The organism is Rhizobium beringeri (genome assembly GCF_004306515.1).
GTDB classification, from domain to species: domain Bacteria; phylum Pseudomonadota; class Alphaproteobacteria; order Rhizobiales; family Rhizobiaceae; genus Rhizobium; species Rhizobium beringeri.
The window spans coordinates 359,263-380,314 of the sequence record NZ_SILG01000002.1; the positions used below are offsets into that span (position 1 = coordinate 359,263).

The 21,052-nt window shown below is 59.5% G+C and carries 22 protein-coding genes; 7 read left to right on the forward strand and 15 right to left on the reverse strand.

Annotated elements, in window-relative coordinates; genetic code table 11:
- Positions 1 to 3 precede the first annotated feature (3 nt).
- From ELH03_RS25370 to ELH03_RS25400, 7 genes are all read right to left on the reverse strand, one after another.
- A complete protein-coding gene (locus tag ELH03_RS25370) occupies positions 4 to 705 on the reverse strand; it encodes a ribulose-phosphate 3-epimerase (RefSeq protein WP_128400183.1) in 702 nt (233 codons plus the stop codon).
- Positions 706 to 709: 4 nt separating this feature from the next.
- Positions 710 to 1,519, reverse strand: coding sequence for an alpha/beta fold hydrolase (locus ELH03_RS25375; RefSeq protein ID WP_130766869.1), 810 nt, complete (start codon positions 1,517 to 1,519; stop codon positions 710 to 712).
- On the reverse strand, positions 1,516 to 2,361 hold the full coding sequence (locus tag ELH03_RS25380) for a sugar phosphate isomerase/epimerase family protein (RefSeq protein WP_128411629.1): 846 nt from the start codon (positions 2,359 to 2,361) through the stop codon (positions 1,516 to 1,518). The genes ELH03_RS25375 and ELH03_RS25380 overlap by 4 nt, the downstream gene beginning before the upstream one ends.
- Positions 2,361 to 3,437 (reverse strand): Gfo/Idh/MocA family protein, encoded by a 1,077-nt coding sequence (locus tag ELH03_RS25385; protein WP_128400180.1) that lies wholly within the window; start codon positions 3,435 to 3,437, stop codon positions 2,361 to 2,363. Before ELH03_RS25385 ends, ELH03_RS25380 begins: the two co-directional genes overlap by 1 nt.
- 126 nt (positions 3,438 to 3,563) lie before the next feature.
- Complete coding sequence (locus ELH03_RS25390; RefSeq protein ID WP_128411630.1) at positions 3,564 to 4,709, reverse strand: ABC transporter ATP-binding protein; 1,146 nt, start codon at positions 4,707 to 4,709, stop codon at positions 3,564 to 3,566.
- Positions 4,710 to 5,044: 335 nt separating this feature from the next.
- On the reverse strand, positions 5,045 to 5,986 hold the full coding sequence (locus ELH03_RS25395; RefSeq protein ID WP_128411631.1) for a PfkB family carbohydrate kinase: 942 nt from the start codon (positions 5,984 to 5,986) through the stop codon (positions 5,045 to 5,047).
- Between the two features lie 3 nt (positions 5,987 to 5,989).
- Positions 5,990 to 6,790, reverse strand: coding sequence for a beta/alpha barrel domain-containing protein (locus ELH03_RS25400; protein WP_017956604.1), 801 nt, complete (start codon positions 6,788 to 6,790; stop codon positions 5,990 to 5,992).
- 245 nt (positions 6,791 to 7,035) lie between these two features.
- Between ELH03_RS25400 and ELH03_RS25405 the strand changes: the two genes are divergently transcribed.
- A complete protein-coding gene (locus ELH03_RS25405; RefSeq protein ID WP_018245741.1) occupies positions 7,036 to 7,797 on the forward strand; it encodes a DeoR/GlpR family DNA-binding transcription regulator in 762 nt (253 codons plus the stop codon).
- A 92-nt stretch (positions 7,798 to 7,889) separates the two neighbouring features.
- On the opposite strand, the gene ELH03_RS25410 is transcribed toward ELH03_RS25405, so the two are convergent.
- Positions 7,890 to 8,708, reverse strand: a complete 819-nt coding sequence (locus ELH03_RS25410; RefSeq protein ID WP_128411632.1) for a sugar phosphate isomerase/epimerase family protein — start codon at positions 8,706 to 8,708, stop codon at positions 7,890 to 7,892.
- A gap of 284 nt (positions 8,709 to 8,992) precedes the next feature.
- Here ELH03_RS25410 and ELH03_RS25415 point away from each other — a divergent pair, with 284 nt between their 5' ends.
- Positions 8,993 to 10,141: a Gfo/Idh/MocA family protein gene (locus ELH03_RS25415; RefSeq protein WP_128411633.1), complete on the forward strand. Its 1,149-nt coding sequence runs from the start codon at positions 8,993 to 8,995 to the stop codon at positions 10,139 to 10,141.
- Entirely contained in the window at positions 10,138 to 11,073 is a 936-nt protein-coding gene (locus ELH03_RS25420) for an alpha/beta hydrolase (RefSeq protein WP_128411634.1), read from the forward strand. Before ELH03_RS25415 ends, ELH03_RS25420 begins: the two co-directional genes overlap by 4 nt.
- Positions 11,074 to 11,091: 18 nt before the next feature.
- Here ELH03_RS25420 and ELH03_RS25425 read toward each other — a convergent pair whose 3' ends face one another.
- Entirely contained in the window at positions 11,092 to 12,126 is a 1,035-nt protein-coding gene (locus tag ELH03_RS25425; protein ID WP_128400174.1) for a LacI family DNA-binding transcriptional regulator, read from the reverse strand.
- Between ELH03_RS25425 and ELH03_RS38055 the strand changes: the two genes are divergently transcribed.
- The 4 genes from ELH03_RS38055 (at position 12,119) to ELH03_RS25445 (ending at position 15,807) form a co-directional block, all read left to right on the forward strand.
- Positions 12,119 to 12,541: a hypothetical protein gene (locus ELH03_RS38055; RefSeq protein WP_245485442.1), complete on the forward strand. Its 423-nt coding sequence runs from the start codon at positions 12,119 to 12,121 to the stop codon at positions 12,539 to 12,541. The two genes, ELH03_RS25425 and ELH03_RS38055, sit on opposite strands and share 8 nt — an antisense overlap.
- 142 nt (positions 12,542 to 12,683) lie before the next feature.
- Positions 12,684 to 13,931 (forward strand): ABC transporter substrate-binding protein, encoded by a 1,248-nt coding sequence (locus ELH03_RS25435; RefSeq protein WP_128400173.1) that lies wholly within the window; start codon positions 12,684 to 12,686, stop codon positions 13,929 to 13,931.
- Between the two features lie 86 nt (positions 13,932 to 14,017).
- Positions 14,018 to 14,956 carry a carbohydrate ABC transporter permease gene (locus ELH03_RS25440; RefSeq protein WP_128411635.1) on the forward strand — a complete coding sequence of 313 codons (939 nt, stop codon included), beginning with the start codon at positions 14,018 to 14,020 and terminating at the stop codon, positions 14,954 to 14,956.
- A 5-nt stretch (positions 14,957 to 14,961) separates the two neighbouring features.
- Entirely contained in the window at positions 14,962 to 15,807 is an 846-nt protein-coding gene (locus ELH03_RS25445; protein ID WP_027686420.1) for a carbohydrate ABC transporter permease, read from the forward strand.
- Here the strand turns inward: ELH03_RS25445 and ELH03_RS25450 are convergent.
- From ELH03_RS25450 to ugpA, 6 genes are read right to left on the reverse strand one after another with little or no spacing between them, the layout of a single operon-like run.
- Positions 15,765 to 16,610, reverse strand: coding sequence for an HAD-IIB family hydrolase (locus tag ELH03_RS25450; RefSeq protein WP_128411636.1), 846 nt, complete (start codon positions 16,608 to 16,610; stop codon positions 15,765 to 15,767). The genes ELH03_RS25445 and ELH03_RS25450 overlap by 43 nt on opposite strands.
- A complete protein-coding gene (locus tag ELH03_RS25455; RefSeq protein ID WP_128411637.1) occupies positions 16,607 to 17,392 on the reverse strand; it encodes a DeoR/GlpR family DNA-binding transcription regulator in 786 nt (261 codons plus the stop codon). The genes ELH03_RS25450 and ELH03_RS25455 overlap by 4 nt, the downstream gene beginning before the upstream one ends.
- 9 nt (positions 17,393 to 17,401) lie before the next feature.
- Positions 17,402 to 18,151, reverse strand: a complete 750-nt coding sequence (locus tag ELH03_RS25460; RefSeq protein ID WP_130766870.1) for a glycerophosphoryl diester phosphodiesterase — start codon at positions 18,149 to 18,151, stop codon at positions 17,402 to 17,404.
- Between the two features lie 54 nt (positions 18,152 to 18,205).
- Complete coding sequence (locus ELH03_RS25465) at positions 18,206 to 19,252, reverse strand: sn-glycerol-3-phosphate import ATP-binding protein UgpC (RefSeq protein ID WP_128411639.1); 1,047 nt, start codon at positions 19,250 to 19,252, stop codon at positions 18,206 to 18,208.
- Position 19,253: 1 nt separating this feature from the next.
- Positions 19,254 to 20,102: a sn-glycerol-3-phosphate ABC transporter permease UgpE gene (ugpE, locus tag ELH03_RS25470; protein WP_130766871.1), complete on the reverse strand. Its 849-nt coding sequence runs from the start codon at positions 20,100 to 20,102 to the stop codon at positions 19,254 to 19,256.
- 12 nt (positions 20,103 to 20,114) lie between these two features.
- A complete protein-coding gene (gene ugpA / locus ELH03_RS25475) occupies positions 20,115 to 20,999 on the reverse strand; it encodes a sn-glycerol-3-phosphate ABC transporter permease UgpA (RefSeq protein WP_128411640.1) in 885 nt (294 codons plus the stop codon).
- Positions 21,000 to 21,052: the final 53 nt, after the last annotated feature.

Genomic DNA, 21,052 nt, shown 5'->3' on the forward strand with positions numbered 1-21,052 from the left:
GAGTTAGAGTGCGCGGACCCATGCCATCCGCTCGTCGAGCGATGGCGCATTGAAAGCCAGAGAGCCGAGAACGATGGTCTCCGCACCCGATTGGCGCAGCAGAGGCACGGTGTGCTCGCGAATACCGCCGTCGGCCGCAAGCACGATCCGATGCGCCGCCCCACAGTCGGCGATGATCTGCTTGGCCTGTTGCAGCCGGGCGCCGGCCTTTTCGTCGAGGCCCTGGCCCTTCACGCCGATCGCCGTGCCGAGCAGCGTCACGAAGCTCAGCCGAGAAACGTATCTTTCGACCCGCTCGACGGGAGTATCGACCTTGAGGACCATGCCGGCGGCAACACCGCGGCGGTCGAGAAGATCGAGAGCCTCGTCGGCGACGCTTTCGTTTTCAACATGGAGACTGATCAGGTCGCTGCCCGCATCGGCGAACTGATCGATCTGTGACAGGATGATGCTGTCGGCGACCATCAGGTGAACATGGATCGGGCGCGCGGAAACTTTGCGCACCCCGGCAACGAGATCGGGGAAAAACAACATGGCTGGCGCGAAATGACCGTCGGCGACATCGATGTGGAGGATGTCGACGTGAGGATCGACACGCGCCAGTTCATCCGCCAAATGCACCAGATCAGCCGACCAGACGGAGAATTCGGCAATCAGGCGATCCTTTGGAAGATCCGCGATCCAGGTCTTGGAGGGGGTCGTCATTGTTTCAGAGCTCCTTCAGAAAATGGCCCATGGCAAGCCGGAAGTCGGCGACGTATTGCGGACGGCTCTCAGTCTTCGGCGTGATCTGCACGAAGCGCGCACCGGCAATCCGCTCAGCAAGAGCGCGCGCATAGGCGAGAGGATGAATGCTGTCCCGATCATGGCCGATGATGAGCGTCGGTACGGCGAGATTGCCGACTTCCTCGTCGGTCACATCAGGACCGTCATTTGAGATCCGGGTGAGCAGGTCGGCGGTCACATCCAAAGGCGTGCGGGAGAAAAAGCCGGCAAGCGACGCCAGATTGTCCGGCGCCTCGGCGGCGAGCTGCACGCCCACCGGCCCGGCCAGGAACGTGGTCTTTGCCTCATCCGGCGGCAGAGTTTTCAAAAGCCGCCCGACTTCGGCGTTGGGTGCCATATTCTCAGGCGCGGGTGCCGTCAGCCAGGCCGGCCTTGCGATGATCAGAGCCTTGACAAGATCGGGCCGCTTGACCGCGAGATGCAAGGCGATCGCCGCACCCATCGAGATGCCGCCGATCACGATCGGCGGCATAAGGTTTTTCTCGATATAGATGGCGATATCATCGCAGAAGGTCGCTATCGACAACTGCTCGAGATTGCCGGCTTGGGAGTGGCCGTGGCCCCGCGCTTCGATCGTTACCCGGCGAAAACCCGATTCGAGCGGAAAGACTTCGTCGGTCTGCGCCGCGTCTCCGCATAAGCCATGCTGGAATATGACGGATGCACCTTCGCCCGCCATATCCACATTGAGAATGGTCCCGTCGCTGGTTTCGAACGGTTGCGCCCGTCTCATCTTCCTGCCCCCGCAGAATGACCGTCGAGGCTATTCTTCAGGAAGGTTGCCACACCGGCCGCCTCCGAGGCCGAAAGACCATGCGTGACGAGACTGCCGTTAAAGCCAATCGCCTTGAGACGGCCGAGATAATGCGCGTAGTCGAGGACGCCCTTGCCGGCGGTCGCGAAACTACCGTCGGGATTGCGGTCTTTCGCATGCGCCATGACGATCCGATCTGCCAGAACGTCGATGGCAGAAGACACGATGCTCCGCTGCTCATCCAGCGTCGCGAACTCGAAGAGATTGGCCGGGTCGAGCACGATCTTGATGCGGGAGCTCTTTAATGCCGAGATCAACCGATGGGCTTTCTCAGCCGAGTTGACGACATTGGCGAGCTCGGGCTCGATGCCAAGATCCACATCATAACGCTCGGCGATCTCGATGGCCGTTCCCATGGCTTCGAGGAGGTCCCGCCAGGCCTCCGGCGTATTGTTGTCGGCGTGGGCCTTCCACTGGTCGATGGGGTCGCGTGTGCCGGTGCAGAGCGTGATCAGCGCGGTCGACATGCCGGCGCTGCGCTCGGCCAGCGTCGCGAGGTTACGAAGGCCGGCCTCGCGCACTGAGCGATCTGGATGGATCATGTTGAAGGTGCCCGAAACGGCGACAATTTCGACGTCGCTCGCGCGCGCCGCTCCGGCAACCGAGCGGGCCTGGGCTTCCGTGATGATCTCAGGCATCGGCGCAAGGCCCGAGCAGGCCATATTATATTGGGCGCAGGTGAACCCGGCCGCGGCGACCGAATTGAGAACGGTTGTGGGTTCCGTTCCCTCGAAGGTCTTTGCGAAGATGCCGAGCTTCATCACACGCCACCCGTGACGTCGGCCAGCGCAACCGCCTTGCCGCTTTCGGCCGAACGCGCGACGGCGACCATCGCCCGTACGGATGCCAGGCCATCATCGATATCGGCGCCTTCCATCACTGCGCCATCCAGAATGGTGCGGGCGAAGCCTTCGACCTGACGGCGGTAGAAATGGCCGTCAGCACCGAGCACGCGATGTGTGGCGCCGTCCGTTTCTCGGAAAATGTCCACCTCGCTGGTCTTGTAGTACCAGGGGTTATAGGTCTTGCCCAAAATGCTGCCGTTCTTACCATAGATCTGAAAGCCTTCGTGCCAGTCCATGCGCACTTGGACGGTGAGATCGAGATGGCCAAGCGTGCCGGAGGCAAATTCCACATCCACGAACCAGCACCAGATTCCGGCGCGCTCCGACAGGCGAGCGTTGACGGAAACGATGTCGCCGGCGAAGTAACGTGCCGTGTCGATCAGATGGCAACCATGGGCAAGCATGTAGTAGCGCCGCAGGTCGGCTTTCGGATTGGCGGAGGGCTTGCGCGCATTGGCGCTGGTGACGATCAGGGGCTGAACCGCATCGGTCATCGGATAGCGGTGCGTGCTGTCGCAATACCATGCTTTCAGAGCAACCATTTCGCCCATTTCATCGCGGATGAAGGATTTGGCAGCCTGGAGCCCCGCGTCGAAACGCTTCATATGCCCGACCTGAAACACCTTTCCCGCCCTGTCGACTACAGCTTTCAGTTCAAGGCATTCCTCGATGGTGACACCGACGGGTTTCTCGCACAGGACATGTTTGCCTGCCTGAAGGGCGCGAATGGAAGCCGGGACGTGAAAGGCATCGGCGGTCGCGATCACCACGGCATCGAGGTCGGGATCGGCCAGCATCTTGTCGTAATCGTCATAGGTTTTTTCCACCCCATGGGTGATTGCCATACGTTCGCGGAGATCCTCGGCAACGTCGCAAATCGCATAGAGGTCGGCATTGGCTGCCTTCGTGCAGCTCTCGAAGTGCGCGGCCTGGGCAATCTGGCCCGCTCCCAATACGCCGATGCGGAGACGTCGTTCCTGTTTTGCTGGCATTGAAAAGCCCTTCGGGTCGGATATTGAAGTGAACGCCGGTTTCGGCGTCGGATGGAATGTTTTCAAACATCGACGACGTCTTCTGGCCGGGCCGCCACCAGCGCCGCCCGCTGCTCCCTCGTCAATTCAGAGCGCCATATGCGTTTGAGGATGGAAAAAGTGCAGTTTCGCCGGGTCGATTGCCACATCGATCGATTGGCCCGTCTCGACCGTGCTGACGGCTTCGAACCGCGCGACGGCGTTGGCGGCACCGCTCAGATCCTCGACGGCATCGGGGTCGCCCGAGTCGATCCGGACCGCGTCGATCTTCAAATGCACGATCAGCTCGGACCCGAGTTCCTCGATCGACTTCACGATAACCGGGATCGTCGGATGGGAGGCTCCTGACGGCAACCGGCTGTCGTAGAGGTCCTCGGGCCTGACCCCAAAGATCACAGCCTTTCCCTCGAAGGCGGAAAGACCGGGAGCGCGCTCGAAAGCGCCGTCGGACAAGGGGATGGAGAAACCCGGCAGATGGATGCGCCCGCCCTCCAGACGTCCCTCGAAAAGGTTCATCGACGGCGAACCGATAAAGCCGGCGACAAACGCATTGAGCGGACGGTGATACAGAGCCTTGGGCGTATCCACCTGCTGAAGCACGCCGCCCTTCAGCACCGCGACCCGATCGCCCATGGTCAGCGCTTCGGTCTGGTCGTGCGTCACGTAGATCGTCGTCACGCCCAGCTGTCTCTGCAGGCTGGCGATCTCCGCCCGCATCTGAACGCGCAGTTTCGCATCAAGGTTCGAGAGCGGTTCGTCCATGAGGAATGCCGCGGGCTCGCGGACCATGGCGCGGCCCATCGCAACACGCTGGCGCTGGCCGCCGGAAAGCTGTGCGGGCTTGTTGCCCAGCAAGGATTCCAGCTGCAGGATCTTGGCGATCTCATGGACACGTTTGGTGCGTTCGGCCTTGTTCTTTCCGGCCAGCTTCATCGAAAAGGCGATGTTGTCGAAGACGGTCATGTGCGGATAAAGCGCATAGCTCTGAAAGACCATGGCAATGTCCCGGTCCTTGGGCGCGAGATCCACGACGTCCTGACCGCCGATGCTCAAGGTTCCGCTGCTGATTTCCTCGAGCCCGGCAATCATGCGCAGAGCGGTCGATTTTCCGCATCCGGACGGCCCGACCAGAATCAGAAACTCGCCATCATGGATCGTCAGGCTCAGATCCTTGATCGCATGGTAGCTGTTTCCATAGGTCTTGCAGATTTTGTCGAGTACAACCACAGCCACGTCTCGTCCTCCCGTACCAGTCCGGATCACATCTTCAGACGGCGCTCCCCGCCGTCTCAGATCCTTTTGACAAGAAAGCTCAGGCCTGAGCTTCAAAGTCAACAAAAGAATCGAGGTGAATTCATCACGAACTATCAGCGACCAATCATATCTATTTGAAAAATAGAGATATTTCGAATGAAATCAATATTCATTTGCGGAATTATATTTTTTATCGCGCGTAACTTTTATGGCCGGCGTCATGACTGTCAAGAGATCTCGCAAGGCGCTTCAATTACAGATCGGCGACGCACCGCTCGGCCGGTCGACCAGCGTCGACACCGGCCACATCGCGCTCATTTCCGGCATCCCGGCATCGGGAGCGGCGCGGGCGCATTCTCCGCCGCCATCCATGCCAGGCACGTCCGGTGATCTGGCAGGCCTTTGCGCCCTCCCCGTGCGGTCACGGAAATGGCGGCCGCCGCCGTGGCATAGGCAGTGCAATCAAGCGGGCTCTTGCCCTCCGCGAGGGCAAGAGCATAAGCACCGTGAAAGCAATCCCCGGCGCCGGTCGTGTCGACTGCTTGAACCTGATAGGCCGGCACATGCCACCGGGTCGCATCGCCTTTCTGGCGGAGGTAAGTCCCTCGTTCGCCGTCGGTGAGGACAACCGCGGATCGATCCCCGGACCAAAGTTTGTCCAGGATCATCGTAGGATCATCTTCGCCGGTGTACTCCTGCGCAAAGGCGAGCGGCAGCACCAGATGGTCGGCGAAAGCCAGGATCCGGTCGGTCGCGGCACCGACCGTCCATTCGATATCGGCAATCACGGCCAGGCCCAAGCCGCGTGCGCGCGCCACGACACTTTCGGAATGCGTGGCATAACCATCGATCAGCAGTACCGGGGCTTGCATCAGAACATCGTCGGGCAGCGCATCCGACGTGCCGTGCAGCACATCGTCATCATAAGCGATGAACCGGTCGCCGCCGGGACCGACCGTGATCACGGAGCGGATCGGAGCGGCATCAGCGTGGCGGGGAGCCAGCGATATATCGACGCCGTCCCGCTCGAGCTCGCAACCCGCCACATCGGCCGTTGGCTCATCGCCGAGCCAGCCGATGAAGCCAGCGCGCCCGCCAAGCCGGGCGACGGCAACCAGGGCCGTCGCCACGTTGCCGCCATGGTCGGTGGCACGCTTCGTCACTTTTCCCTTGCCGGCCGTCAGCCCCCGATCGACATAGATGATGTCATCGATTGCCAGCGCGCCGAAGCCCAGAACCTGGAAAGGGCGCGACACGTCTCAGGCACCGGCCGCCGCCAGCGCATCCTCCGGCGCCATCCCGTTATGAATGACGAACTTGAAGGCGCGCGCGGCCATGGTCGTATCGCCGTGACCCCAAAGGTTACGACCGACGACCGCGCCCTTGGCTCCAGCGCGCAATGCCTCCGAGGTCTGGACGAGCGCTCCGAGCAGCGTATCGGTCTTCGGACCGCCGGCGATCACGACCGGAATCGGGCAGGTCGCAACGGTCTCGCGGAAGGATTCGAAATCGCCGGTGTAGCCGACCTTGATCACGTCGACACCGGCCTCGAAGCCGATGCGCACCGCATAGGCAATCTCATCCGGGGTGAACACGATCTTACCGCCGTCGGAGAAATCGCGGGGATAAACATGGGCGACGACCGGCATCTCGAAGCGGGCGGCGGCATTGACCGTATCGGTGAGCCAGCGGATATACTCTCCTTCGGTGGCGCCGCGCACAGGAATGGCGACAGCCAGTGCGTCCGCACCATAACGCACCGCGTCTTCCGGGGTCGCAATGAGCTGGCGAATACGGTCGTCGGCGGTGAAGCAACCGCCCTGAATGACGAGCGCTGCCTTTCCGGCATATTCCGACCAGAGGTGGCGCGCCGCGCCAGGCTGGATGCTGATGTAGTCGGGGCCTCCCGCCATGACGCGTCTGAGCGCACCCGGCAGGTCGGCAAGCCCGCCCTCACGCACATTGCCGTAACCGACAAAATGATCGACGGCGCCTCCGAACAGATGACCCGATGGGTTCGAGAACAGGCGTGCGAGGCGGACTTTGGTTCCGAGACCCATGGCGATACTTCCTTTGTGATTGCCGGCTCTGCGATTGCTGGCGCCGATGCTGAGGAAACCCTAACTCGAAAACAAACAAATATTCAATATTTCGATTTCTTTCGTTTTTACATGGATGATGAATTTTTGACGTGCATTTTCGTCATCCTGCGGCTATTTTTGTAGCAAGAGCCGCAGGATAAGGCGGCGAACTTTCGTTTTTCAAAAGTCATATGGCCGCAAGGGGCGACAGGTCGGGATCACAAATGCTTGCAGAGCAGAGGCGGCAGCAGATCATGCTGGAACTTCAACGGGTCGGTCAGGCACGCACCCGCCAGCTCGCGGAATTCTTCGAGGTCTCGGAAGTGACGATCCGCTCCGACCTCGAAATCATGGACGCGAAGAAGCAACTGATCAAAACACATGGCGGAGCAATCGCCCTGCCGTCCGACTCGCCGGCGGCCGCCTTCGAGGAACGCATGCAGCGCAATTTCGATGCGAAGCGACGCATCGCCCAGATGGCCGCGCGGCAGATCATCGACAATCAGTCGATCGTCTTCGACAGCGGTTCGACGCTGTTGCAAGTGGCCATGCAGATGCCCCCGGTCAACAACGTCGTGGTTGCGACGACGGCGATGAACATCGCGCAGCATCTGATGTACCGGCCAGGGCTCGACGTACACATGATCGGCGGCCGCGTATTTCCCAGCACCGTGAGCACGATCGTGTCGGACTCCGACAAGGCGGTCGGCGGCCTCGTCGCCCACCAGGCCTTTGTCAGCGCCCACGCGATCGATCAGGCCTTCGACGTCGTCGATGTCTCCGAGGATATTGCGCGGACCAAGCGCAACCTGGTTCGCATGGCCCGGCGTGTCGTCCTCGTGGCGGATTCGAGCAAATTTGACATCGGCGCCTCCTCCAAAGCCTTCTCGCTATCGCGCGTCGACCTGATCATCACGGACAGCAACATGCCGCACAGCATTCGCCACCGGCTGGACAAGCTGGGCGTGGAGGTTCGCTACGCGTGATCTGCAGTCCACCTCTCCAATTTACAAGAGAGACAGGAGAGGCTTTGGCGTCGACGGATGGCTTTGGCCGACGCCATGGAATACGAGAAGGGCTAAAATCCCAGACGTCGAAGCGTCTCGCGGTTCGCGCGAACGGCCGCGGCAGGATCGGTTCCGGCATGGTCCGATTCTTCCTCGACCACGATCCAGCCGATAAAGTTCGGCGCATCCCGAACGGCCGATATGACGGCAGGCACGTCGCAGACGCCTTCGCCGAGCATCGCCCAGGTCCCGCCGGCGTCGACATCCTTCAGATGCACGTAGCGGATCCGGTCCCGGTGGGCCGCCAGCGTGTCGCCGATCTGCTGGCCGCCACGCAGGATATGGCCGGTATCCGGCACCCAACCCACGCCTGGATCCAAGAGAGCAAAGAGGCGATCATAGTCGCTCCGGGTGAAGAGGAGCGTATTGTGGTGCGAGGAAGGATGGACCGCAACGGCGACGCCAGCCGACTGTCCGATCTCGGTCGCACGATTGTAGCACTCGGCCGCAATGGCGAACTTCTCATCGAGTGGACCATCCGAGACGACCGTCGCCGATCCCATCGATACCAGCGCACCGGGAAAATTCGCCGCGAAATCGACCCATCGCCGCGCCGCGTCGAGATCGGAGGCAATCTTTTCCGCCACCGTGAAACCGCTGGCGGAGCCGAAGGCAAAGGAAACCAGCGCCAAACCGGCATCCGTCAGGGTGCGGGCAAAGTCGGCAGGCTTGAGCGCGTAATGATCGATCATCGTGTCGGTGATTTCGATACCGGCATATCCGCCATCGGCAATGGCGCGCACCAGATCGTCCGGACCGCCGCTCCAACCGGTACCCAGCATCTCCCAGGTGAATGTTTGGCAGCCGATCTGCGGCTCAGCATTTTTCATATCTCGGTCCTGACCTATTCGTTGATGACAGCCGATACCGAAGCCGGCGGCTTCCCCGCACGGGCAATCCTCGGGGCTTAGCTAGCCTTGCCGAAAGCCCCTTCCGCCTGGAGAGGCGGCCGAAGACCGGAACGGCGGGCTCTTCAGCGGGGATTGCGACGCCAGCGTCTTGCCATTACCTACGGTCAAATGTTACCGTGCGTCAATATATTTTATTCCTTGCGATTAAAATGTAACACGCCCCTCAACCCTTCGCACCCGCAACGGCAAAATCAGGTTCTTAGATGGCACAGACCAATGACATGAAACTCAGGATCGGCGTTGTGGGATGCGGCAATATTTCGCTCGCCTATATGCGCAACGCGCCGCTGTTCCGCGGTGTCGAAATCATCGCCTGTGCAGATCTCAACGCAGACGCCGCCACGCGCCGCGCAGCGGAATTCGATCTGCGGGCGGCTGACGTCGATAGCCTCATTGACGACAAGAACATCGACCTCATCCTCAATCTGACGATCCCGGCTGCGCATTTTGACGTTTCGATGCGGGCGCTGTCGGCAGGCAAGCATGTCTTCACGGAGAAGCCGCTCGGCGTCACGGCCGCGGAAGGACGCCGGCTGGTGGATGCCGCCGCCGCGAAGGGCCTGATGCTCGGCTCGGCCCCAGACACTTTCCTGGGAGCGGCCGGACGCCATGCCCGGCGGCAGATGGAAGCCGGCGCTATCGGCAAGCTGGTGACGGGAACAGCCTTCATGATGGGGCGCGGCATGGAGCACTGGCATCCGGATCCCAGCTTCTACTACCAGGCCGGCGCCGGCCCGGTCATGGATATGGGACCCTACTATCTTACGATGATGGTCAATCTGATGGGGCCGATCCGCCGTGTGCAGGCCGTCGCCACAAGCGGGCAGGAAGAGCGGCTCATCACCGCCGAGGGGCCGAAACAGGGCACCACATTCAGGGTCGGTACGCCGACCAGCGTGCTGTCGCTGCTGGAATTCGATTGCGGCGCCACGGTCACCTTCGGCAGCTCCTGGGACGTATTCCGCCACTCCAACCACCCCATCGAGCTCCACGGTACCGAAGGCTCGCTGCGCCTGCCCGACCCCGACAATTTCGGCGGCTCCGTCGGGCTCTCCAGCCGTGGCGTTCCCTGGCAAGAAACGGATACATCAGGCGAACTTTTCGGAGCCGTCAATTGGCCGATCACAGCGCCTGATCGTGCCAACTATCGCATGCTTGGTCTTGCCGATCTGGCACACGCAATCATCGAAGGCCGCAAGCCCCGCGCTTCGGGCGATCTCGCGCTGCATGTGCTCGAAGTCATGGAAGCGATCCTGCGTGCCGGCGAAACCGGTGCCGCGCAGACGATTTCGGGTATCGTCGTGCAGCCGAGGGAATTGCGGGAAGACGAAGCGAGGAGTTTGCTGGCATGACAGAACTGGATGAATCCGCCAAACGCGCGCTTGCATGGCCTGGCGATCCGGAAACGCCGGTCGAAAGCTGCACGCCGGCGCTGGCGCGGCAGCAATATCTGGATAGTTTCGCAGACATCCAGCGGCCGCTCGAAGACGTGGCCGAGATCCTGGAAAGGCATCTGGGCGCAATCAGGTTGAAGATATGGCGCGGACGGACCGCGCCGCGCCAGGCCGCACCCGCCTTGCTTTATCTCCATGGCGGCGGCTTTGTGATCGGCGCGCCGGAAACCCATGAGGATATCTGCCGGACGCTTGCCAATATGGTAGGCGCCGTCGTGGTTTCACCCGACTATCGCCTGGCCCCGGAACATCCCTTTCCGGCAGCGATCGATGATTGCGCCGCCACACTCGTCTGGATGACCGATCAAGCTGATGCGCTCGGCATCGATCCAGTGAGAATTGTCGTCGCCGGCGATAGCGCCGGCGGCAATCTTGCCGCCGTCGTCGCCCTGCTGGCGCGGGACGGGCAGGTGCCGCCTGTCATCGGACAGGTGCTGATCTACCCGGTGACCGACCAGTTGCAGGCAAGCGACAGCTACTTGCGTTATGCGGAGGGTTTCGGCCTGACGGCCGCAGCGATGAAATGGTTCCGAGACCACTATCTGCCGGAAGCCGCGAGCAGGCCGGATTGGCGCGCCTCGCCGCTGCGCGTGGCGTCGCTGGCAGGCGTGGCGCCGGCCCTCGTGATCCTTGCCGGATACGACGTGCTGTTCGACGAAGGGGCCGCTTATGCCGAGCGGCTCAGCTTGGAAGCGCAGGCCACAAGCCGGACCTGGCCCGGACAGATCCATGGCTTCGTATCGAAGCGACGAGCCATTCCGGAGGCGCAAGAGGCCCTTGAAGCCATTGCAATGGCCTGGCGCACCATGGACCCTGCGCTTGCCCGTTGAGGCGCAACCGCGACTGACTCACGCCGAGTCGCGCATGACCAGCGTCGCCTCGAGGATCACCCTGTTCGTCACAGGGGTCGTTCCATCATCCTCGCTCTCGATATGCGCCAGCAAAAGCTCCACGGATTTCGCCGCGATCTCGGGCGCGTTCTGGGCCATGGTCGTCAGCGACGGACAGGTATATCGGCTCAGCGGGTGATCATCGTGCCCGGCGATGCGCACATCACAGACGTCGTTCCGGCCTATTTTCAGTCCCGACGCGAATGCGGCTGCCATCGCGCCGAAAGCGAAGCGGTCGTTGGCGCATAGGAGCGTTTTGCCGGGAAGACCGCCATTCGCAAGAATTCTCTGCATCTGCTCGTATCCGAGACGCTCGAATTCCCAGGAAGGTGGTGCGTCGCAATCGATGACCAGCGGAGAATGCCCTTCCCTCGCCATGGTCGCACGGTAGCTCGCCTGCCGCTCGCCGGCATTTTCGGTCAAATGCGGAATTTCCAGGAATATCGGCGGCTCACCGGACCGGCAGAGATATTGCACAATGGCTGCCATGCTTTGCGCGTTGTCGTTGCCGACATAAGGAAGGTCAGCGCTGGCAGGGTTGTCGAAGCAGACGACAGGGATTGCGTCGCTTAGTCTCTCCAGTGCGGAACGGCGAGAACCGGCCCCGAGCGGCGCCACGATCGCACCTGCAACCTTCAGCGAGAGCAGGGTCCGCACGGCCTCCGCCTCCAGCTCCGGCCGCGTGTGCGAAGAGATCTGGACGGGCCAGAATCCCTTTTCGCGCAACTCCAGCTCGATCAGTGACACGACCTGCACATAAAAGGGATCCGACATGGTCGGGACCAGAATCCCGATATTCCTCGTCCGTTTGCGATTGAGATGCCGCGCGAAAAGGTTCGGCTCGAAATTCGACTTCTTGAGAGCCGCCTCGATACGCTTGCGGGTCACCTCCTTGATCTGCGAGGGATCATCGAAATATTTCGACAATGTCGGACGCGATACGCCGGCGGCGGTCGCGAAGTCGTCCATCGATTTATAACTTTTCTTGGCCATTCAATTCCTTATTGGCGGGACGAAGACAACTGATTTCGCACTCAACGGAAGATCCACTGACGCGCCAAATCACGCATTCGAAAATTTGTACAGGGTGATCTTCGTTTTCCGGGATCGTCGAAAATCAACGCGTGAGCCGTCATTTTTGGTACGGGCCATCCCCTCCCTTTCGAAAATCGAAATATTCGCTTCATCTGCGACTTGCGCAATCTGCGCCGCGTGGTTGCAAAAGGCGCTTGTTTCAGCACCAAAATCCGAAAAATTTGCAGTAAAGACGCCGGGTGCCACGCTTTTCATTTTATTGGCTAAACTTTCATTTGTTTACGAAAGTAAAGAAAAAATGCGTCACAAGCAACACAAATGCTGCAGAAAAATACTGGTGATGTCAATCAATTTTATTATTTTCTATCAATGATTTAACTCAACAGACGCCGTGAATGCCGGCTTCCCATCTTTTCCCGATCGCAGTTCTTCATTGACAGATAGGGGCTTCAGGGAACCTACTTTGCCTACGATCTTGAGGAGGATCGATTACTGACAATCTTTGGGAGGCACAGATGAATATCAGAAAATTTGGCGTGACCATGCGGGCTGCCGCAGCGGTATGGGCGCTCTGCGCCACATCCGCGTTTGCCGACACCACCATCGAATTCATTCAATGGTGGGAACCTGAAATGCCGTCCGGCGCCTTGCGCGGCATTATGAACGATTTCGAAGCCAAAAACCCCGGCATCAAGGTGACGCTGGTCAGCGGTCCCTATGCCACGACGCGTGACCAGATCGTCGTCGGCGCCGCCTCCGGTACGCTGAGCGACGTGGTGGGCCTGGATGGTGCCTGGGTAAACGGGCTCGCCAAACAGGGCGCGATCGCCTCGATGGACGAAATGATGGAGAAGGCGAAGTACGACAAGAGCCAGATCACCGATATCGTCAAGGTCGATGGCAAGAGCGTGATGTTCCCGCTCGCATCCTTCGTCTACCCCGTCTTCGTGAACCTCGATATCTCCAAGGCCGCTGGCGTCGACAAGTTGCCGACCACGCGCACGGAATTTGCTGAAGCCGCGAAGAAGATGACCGACGCTTCGAAGAACCAGTACGGCTGGGTTCTGCCCCTGTCGCTACAGTCTCCGAGCGGAATCCAGAACGACGTGATGTCCTGGGTCTGGGCCTCCGGGGCCTCGATGCTGAAGGACGGCAAGCCGGACCTCGAAAATGACGCCGTCGTCGGCACGCTCGACTATATCGCTTCCCTCAACAAGGAAGGCGTGATTTCTCCCGGCATTTTTGCCAAGAAGGAACAGGACAAGGTCGAGGAATTTGTCAACGGCCGCGTTGGCATGATGGTGGATTCCCTCGCCCATGTGAACCTCATCCGCGAGCGTAATCCGAAGCTCAACTTCGGCATATCAGCCTTGCCGGCCACCGACGGCTACACCGGCAAGCGCGGCATGCCCTATGCCTCCTGGGGCATCGGCATCAGCGAGGGCAGCCAGCACAAGGAAGAAGCCTGGAAGCTGGTCGAATATCTGATGAGCCCTGACGTCAACGGCCGTCTGGTCTCGATTGCCAACGCCTTCCCCGGCAACGTCCATGCCAAGCCGGATTTCGTGGCATCGGACCCGATCTTCGCGGAAGCTTTTAAAATCTTCCAGAGCGGTTATCCTGCGAACGAATTCGTCGGCCTTCCGGTCGCCGAAGAGCTGATGCGCGACATGAACGTCGAAGTTCAGAAGATGTTCGATGGCGGGCAGTCTGCCAAGGACGCGGCTGCCAATACCCAGAAGGCCTGGCTCGCGAAGTTCTAAGCACGTCGCTTTCACGGATCACCGGCAGCGCCACGTGGCGCTGCCGGTGCAAGTCGTCAACTCGGCAGAACGGAAAGTCACAGCTCATGAATCATTCGGCTACGGCTCTGGTCGCCGCGCATACCAAAGCGCGAAGAAAAGGATGGCTTCGTTACAGCACTTTGAGGAAGCTGGTGCCGTATTTCTACGTGTCGCCGGCGACCCTGCTGCTTGTTCTGCTGATGCTGTTCCCGATGGTGATGGTCTTCAAATATTCTCTGATGGACGGCGCCATCATGAAAAAGGGCGCGGCGTTCGCGGGTGTCCAGAACTATGTGACCATCTTCGAGAACCCCGTCTTCTGGCAGTCGGTCGTGCAGACGCTTTATTTCACGATCATGAGCGTCGTCTTCCACTTCATCATCGGCTTGGCATTCGCGCTGCTGTTGAACACCAACCGCGTCGATCCGCTCATTCGCAGCATCCTGCGTGTGCTCTTCATCCTGCCCTGGCTGTTCACCGCCGTCATCATCGCCATCATCTGGCGCTTGCTGCTCGACCCGAACGGCGTCGTCAACAGCGTGCTGATGGCGCTCCACATCATCAACTTCAAGGTGGAGTGGTTTTCATCCACGCGCACCGCCATTCACGCTTTGACCTTCGCAAATATCTGGGCGGGTTATCCGCTCTACATGGTCAGCCTGCTTGCCGGCCTCCAGGGCATTTCGAAGGAGCTTTACGAGGCAGCCGGTATTGATGGCGCCAACGAACTCCAAAAGTTCTGGTACATCACCATTCCGCAGTTGATGCCGATCATCATCAGCATTGCGCTTCTCGACTTCATCTGGACGATGCAGGTTTTTCCGCTGGTGTGGATGACGACGGGGGGCGGGCCGATCTATTCGACGGAAGTGCTCTCCACCTTCACCTACAAGCTCGCCTTCTCCCAGTACGAATTCTCGTTGGCTTCGGCGAGCGCGATGATCATCCTCATCATCTCGATGAGCGTCACCTACTTCTACATCAAACACCAGCAGCGCAGGTGATCGCCATGGCAAAACGTTCCTTCAAGAGCTCCGTATTGCCGACCATCCTGACCTATCTCGGCCTGGCGATCGGCCTGGTCTTTTCGGCCTTTCCGATCGTGTGGATGTTTTTCAGTTCGCTGAAATCGAATACGGAAATCTTCGCCCTTCCGCCGCGGCTTTTTCCGCAGGATTTTACGGTGGCCGCCTATCTGACGATCTTCAACGATCCGGTGAAAGTGCGGTTCTTCATCAACAGCTACTTCGTTGCTGGTGTCGTCACCTGCCTGACCCTCGTCGTCGCGATCGTGACCGCCTACGGCTTCAGCCGCTATCAGTTCCGGTTCAAGAACACCTTGAACATCTTCATCATCAGCACCCAGACCGTTCCGCCGATCACCCTTCTCATCCCCTATTTCGGAATGGTGGTCGCCTTCAGGATCTTCGATACCTATCTGGCACTGATCCTGACCTACATGGTCTTCACGCTGCCTTATGCCATCCTGCTGATGACAGGCTATCTCAACACCTTGCCGAAAGAGCTGGACGAGGCCGTCCTTGTCGACGGCGGCTCGAGCTGGACAGCACTCTGGCGCGTCATCGTTCCGGTCTCCATCCCCGGGATCGTTGCCACGGCGGTCTACACGTTTCTGCTGGCCTGGAACGAATTCCTCTTCGCGCTGACGCTGACGAAATCGATGGACCTCAGAACCGTTCCGATCGGCATCCAGCTTCTGATGGGTCAGCACGCCTTCGAATGGAACGAGATGATGGCGATGAGCGTGCTCGGTTCCCTTCCCCTTCTGGTCCTTTACCTGGTCGCTCAACGCTACTTCCTGGCAGGCATGACCGCCGGCTCAGTCAAAAGCTGATGAGACGTCTCAGAACCTGCGCCAGCCGCGTCCAATATCGTTTGGGCAATATCGGCAAAGCCAAGCCCGGCGGGCTGCGAGGAGACCCATTTCGGCGCGTATTGCAATTGTGACAGAACCGGGATGATGTTGTTGACCCCGAAGGAATTGCGGATAAAGCCAAACATCGGTGCATCGTTTCGAGAGTCACCGACGAAGGCGGTCACAGCGGCTGTTTCATCGGGATCGACACCAAACATCTCGGTTAAAACGCGCTCGCTCATCGAGCGCTTGTTGTAATCGCCGATCCACGTGTTGATGTGAATGGAGCTGATCGCAACCGTTCCGCCAATGGCTTTTATACTGGACGCGAGATCCTCGACCTCACGCGGGTCGTGACCCTGAATATCGATTGCGACGTCCGCCAGCCGAAAAACCTGGTCGTGGGCAATTCTGAACGCCGTGCCCCTTCGCGAGACCAGCTCTTTGATTGCCTGGAGGTGCTGGCGCTGGCGCTCGGCCTGGAGGGCGGCGTCCTCCCAATAGTCGAAGGCGACAGCACCGTCCCGACGAGTGACACAATATGCGCCACTTTCGCCGATGACTGCGGCCACCGGCCAGGCACGAACGATATGTTCGCACCAACCGGCGGAGCCGCCCGTCACCGGCACGACGGCAATACCCGCCCGGCTGAGATCCCAGAGAGCTTCGTAGGTTTGCGGCAGAAGTTTACCTTCTGTCGTCAGGGTATCGTCGATGTCGGTGAACAGGTAGCGCACATCCTGTAACTCACGAGCTGATGGCGCCAGGTCTACGTAGCTCATGTCATGTCCTCGCTGCATGTGACCACGTCCAAGCCGCTCTCGGCGAGGGCATTGGTGGCGGCCGCTTCGCCAGGCAGCCGATCGGTGTAAAAACGGGTGAGTTTGCTGAATGGCGCCACACGCACGGAAGCGTTTCGCGTCCACTTGCTGACGTCTGCGGCCAGAATCTGCGTTTGCGAATTCTCAAGGAGGGCATTGGTAATTTGGGCTTCGCTATAGCTGAAGTCCATCAGACCGTTGAGCGGGCTTAAAGCGCCTGCGCCGACGACTGCGTAAGTCGCATAGAATTTTTCGACGAACCGGATCACATCCGTGCCCACCACGTCGCGATCGTCGTGACGCAAAAGACCGCCCGTCAAATGCACCTCGACACTCGGTGCATCGCAAAGGCTCAAGGCGACGTGGATGTTGTTGGTGATTACCGTCAGGCCCTGGTGATCACGTAGCGCCTCGGCAACGAACCGAACTGTGCTGCCGATCCCAAGGAACACTGTCGCCTCTGCCCCTATGTCGGCGGCGACGCGCTTGGCGATCAGCCGTTTGGCCCGCCGGTTGAGCTGGGCGCGAGCATTGAGTGAGATGTTGCTGCCCTCGACCGGCAGGTCGACGCCGCCGTGGAAGCGGCGCGCGTGCCCGAGATCGCATAATGCATTGATATCGCGACGGATCGTCTGCGTCGTCAGATCGTACCGACGTGCCAGCTCCTCGATGTACTGAACACCGTCCGTTTCGATCAGCGCAAGGATCTCACGTTGTCGGCTCGATATGATCCGCTGCCCCATCGCCGCTCCTTACGTGAGGTAGACACTGGGGTCGTCTGTTATCACACCGGTCAAACCCACATCCCAGAAAGATGCGAGCCGTTTGGGATCGTTGCAGGTCCACGCCCGCACCGAGATGCCGCGATGCACGGCCTCCTCGAGAAACCCGATACTCAGAGCCTTGTAGTCGAGATGGATGGTTTTTGCGGGAATCGACCAAAGGACATCCAGCCAATCCGCAGGCAACTTGCTCCACAGCATGGCAAGTTCGTAGCTTGGATCAATCTCCTGCATTCGCTTCAACGCAACGGCATCAAAGCTTGAGATCATGATCTTGGTGTGCGCCGCCCGCGCCTTCAGATGTTGATCAACGACTTTGACCAACTGGTCGAGTGACTTGTGATGGGCATGCTGCTTGATCTCGACATTGGCGTTGAGGCCGAGTTCGCCCAGCGCCGAAACAACGCGGGCCAGCGTTGGCAGTGGTTCGCCTTTGAATTTCGGGCTGAACCATGAGCCCGCGTCGATGGCTTCGAGATCCGATGCGGTGAGGTCGGCAAGATTTCCCTTTGACGAGGAACAGCGATCGATAGAAACGTCGTGGATGACGACCGGGGTACCGTCGGCAAGAAGTGCAACGTCGAGTTCGACCCATTCCGCGCCCTGGCCCGCGGCCGCTCGAAAGGAAGCAATCGTATTTTCAGGCGCGACGGCAGAGGCGCCTCGATGTGCCTGAACTTCACCGCGTCTCGGGCCGGATCGCGACTCTACGGTCGTCATCGTATCATCTCTTTCGTCTTCTTCGGGGTTGGATGGAGAAAGAATAAAGCGGAGTCAATCTGTGCGTTTTCCGGTATCGCTGTTGAAAGGATGCATCGCGTCAACACGTGCGAAGATGTCGATATTCGCATTCTCGGCAAAGTCCGGACGACCCGGTACGGTCAGGACGACCGTCTGCTGGCTCCCACCCAATCGCACATGCAGATGGCTTTCTCCCCCAATTGGCTCGAGCAACTCGACCGTTGCATTGAGACGAACGGAAGGCTCAACCGGCTTGGTGACGAGCAACGCGTCTGGGCGAAGGCCGATCATGTCGGTGCCGGCGGGCAATGCCAGGGCACTTTCGCTGTCGGCCGCCCTGAGGACGTCGATCGGCACAAGATTCATAGGCGGTGAGCCGATGAAGCTGGCCACAAACAAACTCGCCGGGCGATCGTAGACCGCCACGGGCGAGCCGACCTGTTCGACAAGTCCTCCGTTCATGACGACCAGCCGGTCTGCCAGCGTCATAGCTTCAAGCTGGTCATGGGTGACATAGATGCTGGTGGTCTTCAGGCGCCGTTGCAGCCGGCGTATTTCAACGCGCATCTGTACCCGCAATTTGGCATCGAGATTGGACAGAGGCTCATCGAACAGGAAGGCGGCCGGCTCGCGAACGATGGCGCGCCCCATCGCAACCCGCTGGCGCTGCCCGCCGGACAGCTCGCGAGGTTTACGATCCAACATCGGCCCGATTTCGAGGATCTGGGCGGCTTCCGCCACACGGCGGTTGATTTCGGCCCGTTCCGTGCCGCGATTTTTTAAACCATATTCGAGATTTCCACGCACGGTCATATGCGGGTAAAGCGCATAGTTTTGAAAGACCATGGCGATATCGCGGTCGGCGGGCTCTGCCTTGTTGACATTGCGGCCGGCAATCTCGACATGGCCCTCGCTGATGGTTTCCAGCCCGGCAATCATGCGAAGCAAAGTTGATTTGCCACAGCCGGACGGGCCGACGAGCACGATGAGTTCGCCATCCGCAACAGAAAGGTTGATGCCTTTGACCGCCGGAACGGCGCCATAATTCTTCTTGACGTCGATGATGTTGATCGTTGCCATTTCATTTCTCCGTTTCGACCAGGCCTTTGACAAAAAGGCGTTGCATGGCGACGATGACGAGGACGGGTGGCAGGGCGGCGAGAATGACCGCTGCCATCACGAGGTTCCAGCGCGGCTCGGCATCGGCAACCGCTGCCATGCGCTGGATTCCCATCACGACGGTATAAAAGCTCTGGTCGGTCGTTGTGATGAGCGGCCAGAGATACTGGTTCCAGCCGAGCACGAAGAGGATGATAAAGAGCGCCGCGATATTGGTGATCGACAGCGGCAACAGAATATCGCGGAAGAACTTCATCGGTCCCGCTCCATCGACGCGGGCGGCCTCCATCAGTTCGTCAGGGACTGTTAGAAAGAACTGACGAAACAGGAAGGTTGCCGTTGCCGAGGCGATCAGCGGAATGATGAGGCCGCCATAATTGTTCAGCATTCCGAGGTCGGCGACGACCTTGTAGGTCGGCACGATGCGCACCTCGACCGGCAACATCAGGGTGATGAAGATCATCCAGAATGCCAGGGTCCGGAACGGAAATCGGAAATAGACGATGGCAAAGGCCGAAAGGATCGAAATGACGATCTTCCCGACGGCGACGCCAACCGCCATGATCAGCGAGTTGATCATCATCGGCCCGATCGGCGGCGCCCCGGAGCTTGTCATTCCCGATGAGAGCATCGTCGAATAGTTCTCGATGATGTGGCTACCTGGTGTCAGCGGCACGACGCCTGACAAGAAGTCATTTGGGCCGTGGCTCGATGCGATGAAAGCCACGTAGACGGGAAATACCACGATCGTGACGCCAATGATGAGGACAAGGTGCGCCAGGAAATTTAGGAAGGGGCGATTTTCAACCATCCTTGGAATTCCTCAATATTGCACGCGGCGTTCGATGAAACGGAATTGGACCGCCGTCAGAGCGACGACGATCACCATGAGAATGACCGACTGCGCCGCCGACGAGCCCAAATTCAGTCCGATAAAGCCGTCGAAATAGACCTTGTAGACAAGGATTTCCGTCGCGCGCGCCGGTCCGCCTTGGGTGGTCGCATGGATGATGCCGAACGTATCGAACATCGCGTAAACGATGTTGATGACGATCAGATAGAAGGTCGTCGGTGAGATCAGCGGGAACACGATCGTCCAGAAACGCTTCATCGGACCGGCTCCGTCGATGGCCCCGGCTTCCTGAAGCGAGCGCGGGACGGATTGCAGCGCAGCCAAGAAGAACAAGAAGTTATAGGAAATCTGTTTCCACGTCGCCGCGATCACGATCAGGATCATGGCATCGTCGGGATTGATCAGATGGTTCCAGTTGATCCCCATCGCCCGCAACATATAGGCGACGATACCGATCGACGGATTGAACATGAACCACCAAAGAATGCCGGCGATCGCGGGAGCGACGGCATAGGGCCAGATGAGCAAGGTCGAATAAATTCGAGAGGTGCGCAACACACGCATCGCCGCTGCAGCCAGGAGCAGCGCGATCGACGTTGATAGGACCGTCACGAGTATGGCGAAGATGAGCGTGTGGCCGAAGGCATTGATGTAGATCGGATCGGCAAAGAGCCGACGGTAGTTTTCGAACCAGACGAAGGTCGTTTTGAAGCCGAAAGCGTCCTGGCGCAGGAAAGATTGCCAGAATGCAGTTCCCGCAGGCCAGAGGAAAAATACCACGGTCACGAAAATTTGGGGGGCGATGAGCAGGTAAGGCAAAAGCTTGTTGGGAAATACGGTCCGTTTGGTTTGCATGGGCCCTCACACTGACGGATGGGAAACGGGGGCCGGTCTTTCACCAGCGCCCG